We start from the raw sequence: 12,524 nt of genomic DNA, 5'->3' as shown, positions 1-12,524 counted from the left end.
CGCTATTCCTTGGAAACCCGCCCCACGAAGTTGGTGTCGAAGCTCGGGCCGAGCGCGAAACCCTTGAGGTTCTTGCGCAAGCCAGCCACTTCCAGTTGCTGGTGGATGAGGACGAAGGGGCTGGTGTCGAGTACCTTCTTCTCGAGGTCCTGGTACAGCGCGGCGCGCTTGGCCGAGTCCTTCTCCAGCAGAGCCGCTTCGGTCTGCTTGGTCAGGTCCGGAATGTCCCAGGCGTTGCGCCAGGCCAGTGTGTGCGACTTGCCGGCATCCGAATTGTCCGGGTTCGAGGCGAAGGTCTGGGCGTTGGAATTCGGATCGAAATAGTCCTGTCCCCACTGGCCGATATAGATGTCGTGGTTGCGGGCGCGATACTTGGTCAGCGTCTGCTTGCCGTCGCCGGGGATGATCTCCAGCTTGATGCCGGCCTGTCCGAGCGTCTGCTGGATCGATTCCGCCATGCCCGTGGTCGGTTGGCCGGTACGCACATCCATGGTCACGCTGAAGCCGTCTGGCAGACCTGCCTTCGCCAGCAGTTCCTTGGCCTTGGCGACGTCGAGCTTGAAGGGGTTTTCGTCGAGAGCGCCAAGATCGCCCTTGGGCAGGAAGGTCTGGTGGATCTCGCCGATGCCCTTGAGGATGGTCGAGCTCAGCGCGTCATAGTCGACCAGATATTTGAAGGCCTGGCGAACCTCGGGCTTGGCCAGGTTCGGGTTCTTCTGGTTGAGGCTGATGTAGAAGACCGTGCCCTTCGGCGCGCTGTTGGTGGTGAGATCGGCCTTCTTGGCAATGGCGTCGAGGTCGTTCGGTTCGAGATTGCGGGCAACGTCGATGTCGCCGGCCTCGAGCGCCAGGCGCTGCGCCGAGCTTTCCTTCATGTTGCGATAGATGACGCGGGCGAGCTTGGCCTTTTCGCCGTGATAATTGTCATTGCGCTCCATGACGACGGCTTCGTTGGCGCGCCATTCACGCAGCTTGTAGGCGCCGGAACCGGCATAGCCGGTCTTCAGCCAGGCGTTGCCGAAGTCATTGTCCCATTTGTAGTCGGCGGTGGGCGCGGCCTTGACGACGTGCTCCTTGACCAGCTTGCTATCGACGACCGATGCGACGGTCGCCGACAGGCAGTTCAGCACGAAGCTCGGCGCATAGGCCTTGTCGACGGTAAACTGGAAGGTGGTGTTGTCGACGGCCTTGGCCTTGTCGGCGACGTTGTCGCCGCTGATGCCGAACTGTTCGATGATGAAGGCTGGGCTCTTGTCCAGCTTGACAACGCGCTCGAACGAGTAGGCGACGTCGGCAGCCGTGATCGGATTGCCCGAGGCGAATTTCAGGCCGGGCTTGAGTTTGAAGGTGTAGGTCAGGCCGTCGTCGGAGACGGCCCAGCTTTCGGCAAGATCGGGCTTGACTTTGGAGGTGTCGCTGAGGTCGAGGCGAACCAGCAGATCATAGGTGTTGCCGGTGACTTCGGCGGTCGACAACTCGAACGCCTCGCCCGGATCCATGGAGATGATGTCGTCGATCGCGAAACCCTCGACCAGTGTGTCGGCGGGCGTGACCGCCCCGGCCGGCGCTCCGGCCAGAAGGAGAGCCGACATGGCCGCGCCCGCAAGCAGGATGCGGGATCGTAGAGCAAACTTTTCCATCATCATGGTGATTGTTCCCTGTTTTGTTGACCTGAGTTCCCGGCTCAGGATTGCGGTGTTCTTTTCGGGGCCGGCAACAGCCCCTCGACCACTTACCGTCGTGGTTTTTGTCCAATTGGTCAACAGCATATCCGGCGCTCCGGGCGGGCGACGAGGATTTTACGCGACGGCTCATTCAACCGGAATGGCGAGCGGCGCGTCGACGCACACGCAGGCCAATCGGGGCTGGCAAACGGGACAAATCCCCTACTTTTTTGGGTTATTTCAGCGCGGCGACCAGGCCGGCGTCTGGAAAGCAGGTCGCAGGCTCGCCGTTCTCGGTCTGCCACTTGCCAATCGAGCGTCGGGTCTTGAAGCCCGGCAGGCCGTCGGCGCTGCCAACGTCATAGCCTTTGGCTTCCAGCGCCCGTTGCAGGGCGGCGATGTCGGAACGGTGGAGATCGCCGACCGGCCCCCAACTGCTGGAAAAATTCTGATCGCCATGGGCAATCCGGTCAGCGCCGTGGCCGATGAACAGCGCGTAAAGGTCGCTGGTGTTGTATTCCTTGAGCACATAGAAATTGGGGGTGGCGATGAAGGCTGGGCCGCTGCGGCCAGCCGGCATCAGCAGGAAACCCTCCGCCTTCAATTCGCTCGCCGGAAACGGCTTTCCATCGACACGTTTGATGCCCATGGCGGCCCATTGCGAGATCTTCTTGCCCTGGTCCGGCCCTTCCAGCGAGCAGGAGACGCTCTCTGGCACCGTCACCTCGAAACCCCAGCCGCGTCCCCGCACCCAGCCATAGTGGACGAGATAGTTGGCGATCGAGGCGAGCACGTCGGGCGTCGAATTCCAGATGTCGGGTCTGCCATCGCCGTCGAAATCCACGGCATGCTTGAGGAAAGAGGTCGGCATGAATTGCGGCTGGCCGAGCGCACCGGCCCAGGATGACTTCATGGCGTTGACCGGGGCCAGCCCGCGCTGGACGATTTCCAGCGCCGCAAGCAGCTCGGTGCGGAAGAAATCCTTCCTCGTCGACATGAATGCCTTGGTGCCCAGCACCTCGAAGGCGTCATAAGGCATCTTCGCCGCGCCGAAGCCGGTCTCGCGGCCCCAGATGGCCAGGACGATCTCGCCGGGAACGCCGTAGCGCTTCTCGATCAGCCCGAGCACTCTTGAATTGGCGCTCTCGCGTGTGCGCCCGCCCAAGGTGACGGCACGGACGATCTTCTCGGCGAAATAGTTGGCAGGCGCACCGAACTCGGCCTGATGCTGCTTCTGCGGCGTCGCAGGCTTTTCGCCGGGCATGACGAGGTCCGGCAGCTTGAGGTTCGGCTTCACGCCGAGGAAGGCAGCGTCGAAGGTTTTTTTCGAGATGCCTTTGGACTTGGCTTCGGGCCAGAGGTCGGTTTGGAGCCAGGCCTGGAACTGGTCGTCGACGTATGCGGCGGAGGCGGGGAGAGCAAGGAACAGCCCAACGAGTGCGGCCAGAAAGAATACAAAGCTGAATCTGCGATGGACGCGCTCTATGGCGCCCCCCTCTGTCCTGCCGGACATCTCCCCCTCAAGGGGGGAGATCAGACGTCGCCACCGCTTTCGCCAGCTATCAAAATCCACAGGAATGGGCTGCCCGCGAAAGTGCCAATCTCTCCCCTTGAGGGGGAGATGTCCGGCAGGACAGAGGGGGGTACTTGGCACAGGTGTCGAAGGATTTGTGACGGCCATTGCGCGCACTTCCTGCCAATCTTGTCAAAACGCCGTCCGCGAGCGCAGCGCGGCGGCCAGCGTGCCTTCGTCGAGATAGTCGAGCTCGCCGCCGACCGGCACGCCATGCGCCAGCCGCGTCACCTTGATGTCGAAGCCGGACAACTGATCGGTGAGGTAGTGCGCGGTGGTCTGGCCCTCCACGGTCGCGTTGACGGCGAGGATGATTTCCTTCACATCGCCGCCGGCGACACGGTCGACCAGCGAGCGGATGTTGAGCTGATCGGGACCGATGCCGTCGAGCGGGGACAGCGTGCCGCCGAGCACATGGTAGCGCACGTTCATCGCCGCCGCCCGCTCCAGCGCCCAGAGATCCGAGACGTCCTCGACAACGATGAGGGTGGCGGCATCACGGCGCGGGTCGGTGCAGATCATGCAAGGGTCCGACGTGTCGACATTGCCGCAGGTGGAGCAGATGCGCACCTTGTCGGCCGCCTCGCCCATGGCCGCGGCGAGCGGCGACAGGAGTTGCTCCTTCTTCTTGATCAGATGAAGGGCGGCACGCCTGGCCGAACGGGGACCAAGCCCCGGCACCTTGGCCAGGAGCTGGATCAGGCGTTCGATCTCGGGACCGGCGATTCGCTTCGACATCGCTCTGATCTAGGATTTTTTAGAGCGCTTTGAAACAGCCCGCATTCGCGCATGACCTGCCATTGCGGGTCAGGACGCGGATCAATTCTCTTCGAGCGGCCGACCCTGGCTGACGATCATCGCGCCAATGGCATCGGTGTTCTCAGGCGTCGACTGGAATCCCATCGCCGCTTCCTGCGGCGCGCTCTGGACCGAGGAGATGACCCTTGTGTTCAAGACGCCGCCGAAACGGGCAGCATCCGGCTCTTCCATCGGCTCCTGCATCGCCACCAGTGTCGGCTTCACCGCAACGCGCGCGGACTTTGCCGCTGGCGCCACGGCGGCCGTCACATAGGTCTGCTCCGCGGGTACGGCGCCCGCGGGTACGGCGGTTGCCTGGGTCGAGCGCGCGGTGGTTACGCCAGCCTGCTTGGCCGGATCGGCATGGACAATCGTCCTGACCACCGGTTCCGCGGATGCCATAAGCACGGGCGCCGCAGGCGCGCGCTGCTGCTGTTCAGCCGAGGCCACCATCGGCTCATCGGGCAGCGGCTGCCAGTTGCGGCCGCGCTTTTCGTAGAAGGCATTGCCGCCGGCGACCATGGTGTAATGCATGTTGTTGTAGGGGAAGCGCAGGCCGGCGGTGTGGAAATACATCGTGTTCTTGAGCTTGGCCTTGCGCTCGCCCTTGAGCACGGCGGCGGCGGCTTCCTCGACATCGGGCATCGCCCGCGAGTTCATCGGCCTGGTCATGACACCTGGGGCGAACTGCCCGGGCTCGCCCACCACTTCGCAGATTGTGTTTCCGTGCTGGCCGGAGCGCAGCCGGTTCATGACCACGGTGCCGACGGCGATCATGCCGTCACGGCTCGAGCGGTTGGATTCGAAGAACATCGCCCTTTCCAGGCATTCCTTTTCCTTCGGCGTGTGGCTGTAAGACCGCGAGCTCAGGAAACTTGGCGTGATGGCGTCGGTCAGGCTCGCAACGGACATGCCGTGCGACGTGGTCTGACTGCAAGCGGCCAAGAACAGGGGAGACGTAACGACGCCGAGCAATAGCGGCGCCTTCCATCGCATGGCTATCAACAGGTAACCCTCTCACTTCGATGCCCGCCCCCAGGCTGCGGCAAGAATGAGACACTTTCGGGCAAAATGATGGCTAAAACGTTATTAATGAAGCACTGTTGCCAAATTGGCACAATTTCGTGGCTTTCCAGATAGATCGAGCCGTCGTTTCATAAATGCGATGACCGCCCTCTCTTGATTTCGCCGCAATTCCGGATGGAAACGCGTTACGGAATCGCTTTTATCGCCCCGCCGCAATCGGGGCCGGTTGACCCGGCTCGATCTCCTCGACATTCTCCGAAAACAGGCCACGCCTGAGGAACAGTGCCCGCGCATTCCTGGCCGTCGGCGCGATCTTTCCCGGCCAGTCGCTGTCGATGAACTCGGCCTTGGTGAAATCGGGATTTGTCTCGGAAGCCGCCTCGAGGAATTCGGCGATCTCCAGCACGATCGCGCGCTCCTCCCTCGAAAGCGCCGATCTGCCGGCCTCGATCGACGGACGGTGCACGAAATCCTCGAACAGATTGAAGTAGCCCTTGATGCCGACAATATCGACGCCGGCATCGCAATCGGCCAGGATTTCCAGGATCTCGTAGATCCTGTTGCGGATACGCTGCTCGATCAGTCGTTCGGACGGCTCGTCGATCATGGGCCATCGCCGCCGCAGGCTAGAAGGGCAGTTTCATTCCCGGCGGGATCGGCAGGCCGGCGGTCAGCGCCTTGGTCTTTTCCTGCATGATCTGCTCGACCTTGGCCTTGGCGTCATTGTGGGCGGCGAGAATCAGATCCTCGAGGATCTCGACCTCGTCCTCCTTGAACAGAGACGGGTCGATCTTCAGCGACTTCATCTCGAACTTTCCGCTCAGCGTCACGCTGACCAGGCCGCCGCCGGCCTGGCCGACGGATTCGACCGTGGCGATCTCATCCTGCATGGCCTGGAACTTGGCCTGCATTTCCTTCGCCTTGCCCATCAGGCCGAGAAGATCTTTCATGGTCCGATCCTTGTCTTGATTTGTCAGGTCTCGTCGTCATCTGCCGGCGGTTCAACCGGCACTTCGGCCTCGGTCTCGTCGACCTCCGGCACGTCGGGAATGCGCACGTCGATGATCTTGGCGCCGGGAAAGCGCGCCAGGATAGCGGCGACGGTCGGATCGCTCCTGGCATCGAGGAAGGCGTTTTCGCGCTTCGTCGATTCCATCTCGGCCAGCGTCTGGCCACCTTCTTCCTTCGATAGCGACACCAGCCAGTTGCGGCCGGTCCAGGCGCGCAGCTTCGTCGTCAGGTCGTTGAGCAGCATCTTGGGCGCGTCGCTGGTCAGGCCGACATCGATGCGGCCGGGCTCGATGCGCACGAGACGAATGCAGCTCTTGAGCAGCACCTTGAAGGCGATGTCGCGCTGCGCATCGGCAAGGGCGATAATGTCGGCCAGCGATTTCAAGGGTACCGGCTGCGTCTCCGGCGCCAGCTGCGGAGGCGCGACGAAGGCGGCCGGCGCGGGCGTGGCCTCGACCAGCCGCATGGTCTGCGCGCCGCCTGATCCGCCAGGCATGCGCGTCTGGGCCACCGCACTAGCCCCACTGCCGCCGCCATTGCCGGGACTGGCGGGCGCTCCATTTGGGCGCGGCGCACCGTTTTGAACCGGTGCTCCCCCTTCGAGCGATCGCAACGCCTCGTCCAGCGTCGGCAGGTCGGCGGCGTGCGCCAGACGGATCAGCACCATTTCGGCGGCGCTGACGGGCCGGTTGGAGGACTGCACTTCGGGAATGCCCTTGAGCAGCATCTGCCAGGTCCGCGACAGCACCCTGACCGACAGCGCCCTGGCGAAATCGGCGCCACGCTGGCGTTCGTCCTGCGACAGCGATGCGTCGTCCATGGCGGTCGGCACGAAACGCAGCCTCGTGACGAGGTGGTTGAATTCGGCAAGATCGGTCAGCACGGCAGCCGGGTCGGCGCCGGTGTCGTATTGGGCGCGGAATTCGCCAAGTGCGGCCGCCACATCACCTTTCATCACATGTTCGAACAGATCGACGATGCGGGCGCGGTCGGCCAGGCCGAGCATGGCGCGCACGGCCTCGGCGCTGACGGAGCCGGCGCCATGGGCGATCGCCTGGTCGAGGATGGAGAGCGAATCGCGGGCCGAACCCTCGGCGGCGCGCGCGATCATCGCCAGCGCGTCGTCGTCGACCGAAATGCCTTCCTTGGCCGCGATCGAGGAGAGATGCGCGACCAGCGCACCGGCATCGATGCGCCTCAGATCAAACCGCTGGCAGCGCGAGAGGACGGTGATCGGAACCTTGCGGATCTCGGTGGTGGCGAAGATGAATTTGACGTGCGGCGGCGGTTCTTCCAGCGTCTTCAACAGGCCGTTGAAGGCCTGCGTGGACAGCATGTGCACTTCGTCGATGATGTAGACCTTGTAGCGAGCCGAAACCGGGGCGTAGCGCACGCGCTCGATGATGTCCCTGATGTCGTCGATGCCGGTGTGCGAGGCTGCGTCCATCTCGATGACGTCGACATGACGGCCTTCCATGATCGCCTGGCAGTGCTCGCCGGGCACCGAAAGGTCGACCGAAGGCTGGTCCACGGTTGAAGTCTTGTAGTTCAAGGCGCGGGCCAGGATACGCGCCGTCGTCGTCTTGCCGACACCGCGTACGCCGGTCAGCATCCAGGCCTGGGCGATGCGGCCGGTGGCAAAGGCGTTGGTGAGGGTGCGGACCATCGGCTCCTGGCCGATCAGCTCGGAGAAGTTCGAAGGACGGTATTTGCGCGCCAGCACGCGATAGGCGCCGGCCTTGTCCGCTCCCGAATTTCCGGCTTCGCTCATTCGCCCGTAAAGCTCCAAGGGCCGCGTCTCAACGCGGTCGATTCCTGCGCATAGTTTCGCCCGTACGGCTTGGCGCCGTCAATGTCGCGGGAGAAAGGCGAAGAGGCGGGAGGCTGGAACAATGACCCGTTCCGGGCTCGTTAGGGCTGCTTCCTTCCGGACCTGACCCGGTTGGCGAGTGGATCGTCCACCACCAACCTCCCGCTGTCCATATCGGCAATTGCGCGATGAAATGCAAGTGCGCATGAGATTTGACGCACCAAACCGTGAGGAAAACAATGATTCGCTTGCGGCCCCCGTGCCAGCGCTCTAGCGTCCACGAGTCCGAGGAAACCAAGAAAAGCAAGGGAAACGCCGATGTTGCCGGGCCTGAAGGCCGGATTCACACTGGACGCCCGGCTGGAAGCGGACAGCGAGCAGTTGATGTGGCTTGGGCTGTGCGAATTGCGGATCATGAACGATCGCCGCTGGCCATGGCTGGTTCTAGTGCCGCAAAGGCCGGGTGCGGAGGAGATCCACGACATGACGCCACTCGACCAGGCGATGCTGACCTTCGAGACCAACATGGTGGCACAGGCGCTGAAGAAGGTGACCGGCTGCACCAAGATCAACACCGGCGCGCTCGGCAATATCGTGCGCCAGCTGCACATCCATGTCATTGCACGGTCTGAAGGCGATCCCGGCTGGCCCGGCCCGGTGTGGGGCCACGGCCTGCGCGAGCCGTATCAACGGTCCGATCTGCGCCGGTTTGCCGAAACGATAAGGGCGGCGCTATAAGCCTTCCCGTGTCCATCCCAGAGCACCAGAGTCCCCATGAGCTTCCGCCTGTTTGACGCGCCGATGCGCGAGCCGAGCCAGTTTGTCGGCTTTGCCGGCAACACGATCGACCGGCAATCCGAGAAACGCGCCGACGATTCGGTCGACAGGGCTCTCGCGGATCCGACGGCGCGGCTGCTTTTGATGAATGGCGGCCGGCTGTACCTGAAATCCGGCAATGGCAGCGGTTTTGATCCCTGGTTCGGCGTCGCCGAAAGCCAGCCTTTCACGCCCTTCTTCGACCAAAGCGTGCTGCTCGGTTTTTCCGGACAGGGACCAGTGCTTGCCGTACCGGCGGGCATCGACGACGAACAGCTGTCCGAGACAGTCAAGGCGATCGACTACCGGTCGGTCTATATGCAGGGGCTGATCGACGAGGCGGCGGCCGGGGCAATGGCGCAAGGAGCCGCCCTGCTCGCCTGGCATGCCAGCCATCGCTTCTGCAGCAAATGCGGCACCCAATCGCAGATGCGGGCGGGCGGCTACAAACGGCATTGCCCGAATTGCGGCACCGAGCATTTCCCTCGCACCGACCCGGTGGCGATCATGCTGACGGCGACGCGGGAGAAATGCCTGCTCGGGCGTGGCCGGCACTTCGCGCCGGGCATGTATTCGGCGCTTGCCGGGTTCATCGAGCCGGGCGAGACGATCGAGGCGGCGGTGCGCCGCGAAACGCTTGAGGAGGCCGGCATCCGGCTCGGCCGCGTCGTCTATCATGCCAGCCAGCCTTGGCCGTTCCCCTATTCACTGATGATCGGCTGTTTCGGCGAGCCGCTCAACGAAGACATCCAGGCCGATCTCAACGAACTGGAAGACTGCCGCTGGTTCTTGCGCGACGAAGTGCGCTCGATGCTCGCCCGCGAGCATCCTGGCAACCTGATCACGCCGCCGAAAGGAGCCATCGCGCATCACCTCATCCGCGCCTGGGTCGACAGCGCATAGCGAATACTGAAAGTCAGTGCAGGAGAGGCAAATGATCCGCCACACCGTCGTCTTCACGCTGAAGCATGCGCCGCACTCGCTGGAGGAAAAGTGCTTTCTGGTCGACGCCAGGAAAATCCTCTCGGCGATCCGGGGCGTCACCGATTTCGAACAGTTGCGGCAGGTGAGCCCCAAGAATGACTATCGGTTCGGCTTCTCGATGGAGTTCGCCGACCAGGCCGCCTACACCAGATACAACGATCATCCCGACCATGTCGCCTTCGTGCGTGACCGCTGGGTGCCGGAGGTCGAGAAATTTCTCGAGATCGACTACGTGCCACTGGGCGCGGTGATTTAATCGGCCACTTTCCACTGCTCGCGCGACTGGCTGGCCGGATAGACACCCAGAATCCGCACCTCGCGTGAAAAGAAGCGAAGCTCGTCCAGCGCCAGCTTGACCAGCGGATCGTCGGGATGGCCCTCGATGTCGGCATAGAACAGCGTCGCCGTGAATGCGCCCAGCTGGTAGCTCTCCAGCTTGGTCATGTTGATGCCGTTGGTGGCGAAGCCACCCATCGCCTTGTAAAGCGCGGCCGGCACGTTGCGGACGCGGAACATGAAGGTCGTCATCATCCTGACGTCGGGTGACGGGCGCTCGGCCCACTGCTTGTTCTTGGTCAGGACGACGAAGCGGGTGACGTTGGAATCGGTGTCCTCGACATTCTCCTCGATGATATCGAGCCCGTAGAGCGTCGCCGCCAGCGCCGGCGACAGCGCGGCCATGGTGCGGTCCTTGACCTCGGAGACCATCTTGGCGGCGCCCGCCGTGTCGCCAGCGACGACCGCCTTCCAGCCGTTCTTGCGGATGTATTTGCGGCACTGGCCAAGCGCGTGGATATGGCTGTGCACGGTCTTGATCTCGTCGCGTTTGACGCCGGGCAGCACCATCAGCTGGAAATGGATCGGCAGGAAATATTCGCCGACGATGTGAAGCCTCGATTCCGGCAGCAGGTGATGGATGTCGGCAACGCGTCCGGCGATGGTGTTCTCGATCGGGATCATGGCGAGATCGGCCTTGCCAGTCTCGACCGCGTTGAACGCGTCCTCGAAGGTCGGGCATGGCAACGGCTCCATCGAGGGATAGACGTTGCGGCAGGCGGTGTCGGAATTGGCGCCCGGCTCGCCCTGGAAGGATATTCTGTTGGTCTTTTCAGGCATGCCCAGATCTCGATTCACAGTGTCTCTGTTCGGAGGGATCAGTTTGAAAGGATGGTTCGGGCGCGCTCAAGGTCTTGCGGCGTGTCGACGCCAAGCGGCAGCGACTGGACGACCTCGGCGTCGATACGCATGCCGGCTTCCAGCGCCCGCAACTGCTCCAGCCGCTCGCGGCGCTCGAGCGGCGATGGCTTCAGTGACACGAAGCGCTCAAGCGCGGAACGCCGATAGGCGTAGAGGCCGATATGGTGATAAAGCGGCCCCTCGCCCCATGGCGCGGTGGCGCGGGTGAAATACAGCGCCCTTAGCCTCGTGGCGGACAGAGGCGAACCGACGACCTTGACGACGTTGGAATTGGTCTTTTCCTCCTCGCGGACGATCTCGACGCAGAGCGTGGCGATATCCACGGCCGCGTCCTCGAAAGGCCAAAGCGAGGCGGCGATGATGCCGGGATCGATGGTCGGCAGGTCGCCCTGCACATTGACGATCGTTTCGACCTCGAGCCGGGGATCAAGTTCGACCAGCGCCTCGTGGATGCGATCGGAGCCGGATTCGTGATCGACGCGTGTCATCACGGCCTCGAAACCATGCGCGCGCACCGCTTCGGCGACACTTCGCGTGTCGGTCGCTACCACCACGCGGCCAAGGCTGGCCTCGGCCGCGCGGCGGGCGACGTGGACGATCATCGGGGCGCCGGCGATATCGGCCAGCGGCTTGCCCGGCAGGCGGGTCGAGGCCATGCGGGCCGGTATCAGGATCAAGGTAGACATCGCTATGGCAAGGCGTTCGAAAAGAGGAGGGGAAAAGTGGCAAAAGGTCTCACTGGAAGCACCCTTATAGGTGTTGCAACGCCCGAGCAAAAGACCTAGTTTCCGCGCGATTTGACCGGCTCTGGAGGGCGGGTCTCGATACCGACGGACGGAGTGGACGGATCAGTCCGCCGGAAAAGGGAGCAAGGGGCGTATGGATTCCAACGAAGTCAACAAACTGCTCGCCGGATTGCTCGGAACCATTTTCGTCGTCTTCTCGGTCGGCCTGGTCTCGGACGCGCTGTTTGCCTCGCCGGCTCCGGAAAAGCCAGGCTTCGCCATCGAGGCCGCGGAGCCCACCGAAGGCGGCGCTGCCGCCCCGGCCGCGGAGGCCAAGCCAATCGCCGACCTGCTGCAGACCGCCAATGTCGAAGCGGGCGCTGCCGTCTTCAAGAAATGCCAGGCCTGCCATTCCGGCGAAAAGGGCGGGCCGAACAAGGTCGGCCCCGATCTGTGGGACGTCGTCGACCGTCCGGTCGCCGAACATGAAGGCTTCGCCTATTCGGCCGGCATGAAGGAATTCTCCAAGGGCGGCACCGAAAAGTGGACCTACGACAACATCAACCACTTCATCACCTCGCCGAAAAAATTCGTGAAGGGCACGGCCATGGGTTTCGCCGGCCTGCCCAAGGACGAGGACCGCGCCAACGTCATCGCCTATCTGCGCACGCTGTCGGACAATCCCAAGCCGCTGCCGGCACCCGGTGCCGCCGCGGACGCTTCCGCGCCCGCCAAGCCAGCCAGCGGAGCCGCTCCGGCAAAGCCGGCTGATGGCGCCGCACCGGCCAAGCCGGCCGCTCCCGCGGCACCTGCACCGGCGGCACCGGCGCCGGCCAAATAACCAAAATATCATCTCATGATCTTGAAAAAGCCGGGTTCAGCCCGGCTTTTTTGTTGAGATAACACCTGGTGCGGCGACA

General features: G+C 63.2%; 13 protein-coding genes and 1 other RNA gene. 4 read left to right on the top strand and 10 right to left on the bottom strand.

Features of this window, described 5'->3' with window-relative positions; genetic code table 11:
• Window positions 1-2: 2 nt before the first annotated feature.
• The 8 genes from FJ938_RS03905 to ffs all read right to left on the bottom strand — a co-directional run bounded on the left by FJ938_RS03905 (window position 3) and on the right by ffs (window position 8,045).
• Window positions 3-1,646, bottom strand: a complete 1,644-nt coding sequence (locus FJ938_RS03905; RefSeq protein ID WP_140691287.1) for an ABC transporter substrate-binding protein — start codon at window positions 1,644-1,646, stop codon at window positions 3-5.
• 253 nt (window positions 1,647-1,899) lie between these two features.
• Window positions 1,900-3,177, bottom strand: coding sequence for a lytic murein transglycosylase (locus FJ938_RS03900; protein WP_140691285.1), 1,278 nt, complete (start codon window positions 3,175-3,177; stop codon window positions 1,900-1,902).
• 192 nt (window positions 3,178-3,369) lie between these two features.
• Window positions 3,370-3,975: a recombination mediator RecR gene (gene recR, locus FJ938_RS03890; protein ID WP_140607812.1), complete on the bottom strand. Its 606-nt coding sequence runs from the start codon at window positions 3,973-3,975 to the stop codon at window positions 3,370-3,372.
• An 81-nt stretch (window positions 3,976-4,056) separates the two neighbouring features.
• Window positions 4,057-5,040 (bottom strand): cell wall hydrolase, encoded by a 984-nt coding sequence (locus FJ938_RS03885; RefSeq protein ID WP_140691283.1) that lies wholly within the window; start codon window positions 5,038-5,040, stop codon window positions 4,057-4,059.
• A 220-nt stretch (window positions 5,041-5,260) separates the two neighbouring features.
• Window positions 5,261-5,668: a hypothetical protein gene (locus FJ938_RS03880; protein WP_140691281.1), complete on the bottom strand. Its 408-nt coding sequence runs from the start codon at window positions 5,666-5,668 to the stop codon at window positions 5,261-5,263.
• 19 nt (window positions 5,669-5,687) lie between these two features.
• Complete coding sequence (locus FJ938_RS03875) at window positions 5,688-6,011, bottom strand: YbaB/EbfC family nucleoid-associated protein (protein ID WP_019863040.1); 324 nt, start codon at window positions 6,009-6,011, stop codon at window positions 5,688-5,690.
• Window positions 6,012-6,034: 23 nt separating this feature from the next.
• Window positions 6,035-7,843, bottom strand: coding sequence for a DNA polymerase III subunit gamma/tau (locus tag FJ938_RS03870; protein ID WP_140691279.1), 1,809 nt, complete (start codon window positions 7,841-7,843; stop codon window positions 6,035-6,037).
• 105 nt (window positions 7,844-7,948) lie between these two features.
• Window positions 7,949-8,045: signal recognition particle sRNA small type (gene ffs / locus FJ938_RS03865), an RNA gene on the bottom strand.
• A 155-nt stretch (window positions 8,046-8,200) separates the two neighbouring features.
• Here ffs and FJ938_RS03860 point away from each other — a divergent pair.
• The 3 genes from FJ938_RS03860 to FJ938_RS03850 are packed head-to-tail and all read left to right on the top strand — an operon-like array spanning window position 8,201 to window position 9,938.
• Window positions 8,201-8,620: an HIT family protein gene (locus FJ938_RS03860; RefSeq protein ID WP_140691276.1), complete on the top strand. Its 420-nt coding sequence runs from the start codon at window positions 8,201-8,203 to the stop codon at window positions 8,618-8,620.
• Between the two features lie 36 nt (window positions 8,621-8,656).
• The gene (gene nudC, locus FJ938_RS03855) at window positions 8,657-9,601 is read left to right on the top strand and encodes an NAD(+) diphosphatase (RefSeq protein ID WP_140613267.1); all 945 of its coding nucleotides are present in this window, start codon (window positions 8,657-8,659) and stop codon (window positions 9,599-9,601) included.
• A 31-nt stretch (window positions 9,602-9,632) separates the two neighbouring features.
• On the top strand, window positions 9,633-9,938 hold the full coding sequence (locus FJ938_RS03850; RefSeq protein WP_140613266.1) for a Dabb family protein: 306 nt from the start codon (window positions 9,633-9,635) through the stop codon (window positions 9,936-9,938).
• Here FJ938_RS03850 and FJ938_RS03845 read toward each other — a convergent pair.
• Both FJ938_RS03845 and FJ938_RS03840 read right to left on the bottom strand, forming a co-directional pair.
• Window positions 9,935-10,798 carry a prephenate dehydratase gene (locus tag FJ938_RS03845; RefSeq protein WP_140691274.1) on the bottom strand — a complete coding sequence of 288 codons (864 nt, stop codon included), beginning with the start codon at window positions 10,796-10,798 and terminating at the stop codon, window positions 9,935-9,937. The two genes, FJ938_RS03850 and FJ938_RS03845, sit on opposite strands and share 4 nt — an antisense overlap.
• Before the next feature lie 38 nt (window positions 10,799-10,836).
• Window positions 10,837-11,565 carry a 3-deoxy-manno-octulosonate cytidylyltransferase gene (locus tag FJ938_RS03840; protein WP_140691272.1) on the bottom strand — a complete coding sequence of 243 codons (729 nt, stop codon included), beginning with the start codon at window positions 11,563-11,565 and terminating at the stop codon, window positions 10,837-10,839.
• Between the two features lie 193 nt (window positions 11,566-11,758).
• Between FJ938_RS03840 and FJ938_RS03835 the strand changes: the two genes are divergently transcribed.
• A complete protein-coding gene (locus FJ938_RS03835; protein WP_140691270.1) occupies window positions 11,759-12,445 on the top strand; it encodes a cytochrome c family protein in 687 nt (228 codons plus the stop codon).
• Window positions 12,446-12,524: the final 79 nt, after the last annotated feature.

The sequence above is a fragment of the Mesorhizobium sp. B2-4-14 genome (assembly GCF_006442155.1).
In the GTDB taxonomy this organism is placed as follows: domain Bacteria; phylum Pseudomonadota; class Alphaproteobacteria; order Rhizobiales; family Rhizobiaceae; genus Mesorhizobium.
This window is presented reverse-complemented; position numbering and strand designations above follow the sequence as displayed.

Bases quoted from the DNA above. Each gene is read 5' to 3' on its own strand.
- FJ938_RS03905 (WP_140691287.1), bottom strand. From the start codon at position 1,646: ATGATGATGGAAAAGTTTGCTCTACGATCCCGCATCCTGCTTGCGGGC.
- FJ938_RS03900 (WP_140691285.1), bottom strand. From the start codon at position 3,177: ATGTCCGGCAGGACAGAGGGGGGCGCCATAGAGCGCGTCCATCGCAGA.
- recR (WP_140607812.1), bottom strand. From the start codon at position 3,975: ATGTCGAAGCGAATCGCCGGTCCCGAGATCGAACGCCTGATCCAGCTC.
- FJ938_RS03880 (WP_140691281.1), bottom strand. From the start codon at position 5,668: ATGATCGACGAGCCGTCCGAACGACTGATCGAGCAGCGTATCCGCAAC.
- FJ938_RS03875 (WP_019863040.1), bottom strand. From the start codon at position 6,011: ATGAAAGATCTTCTCGGCCTGATGGGCAAGGCGAAGGAAATGCAGGCC.
- FJ938_RS03870 (WP_140691279.1), bottom strand. From the start codon at position 7,843: ATGAGCGAAGCCGGAAATTCGGGAGCGGACAAGGCCGGCGCCTATCGC.
- FJ938_RS03860 (WP_140691276.1), top strand. From the start codon at position 8,201: ATGTTGCCGGGCCTGAAGGCCGGATTCACACTGGACGCCCGGCTGGAA.
- nudC (WP_140613267.1), top strand. From the start codon at position 8,657: ATGAGCTTCCGCCTGTTTGACGCGCCGATGCGCGAGCCGAGCCAGTTT.
- FJ938_RS03850 (WP_140613266.1), top strand. From the start codon at position 9,633: ATGATCCGCCACACCGTCGTCTTCACGCTGAAGCATGCGCCGCACTCG.
- FJ938_RS03845 (WP_140691274.1), bottom strand. From the start codon at position 10,798: ATGCCTGAAAAGACCAACAGAATATCCTTCCAGGGCGAGCCGGGCGCC.
- FJ938_RS03840 (WP_140691272.1), bottom strand. From the start codon at position 11,565: ATGTCTACCTTGATCCTGATACCGGCCCGCATGGCCTCGACCCGCCTG.
- FJ938_RS03835 (WP_140691270.1), top strand. From the start codon at position 11,759: ATGGATTCCAACGAAGTCAACAAACTGCTCGCCGGATTGCTCGGAACC.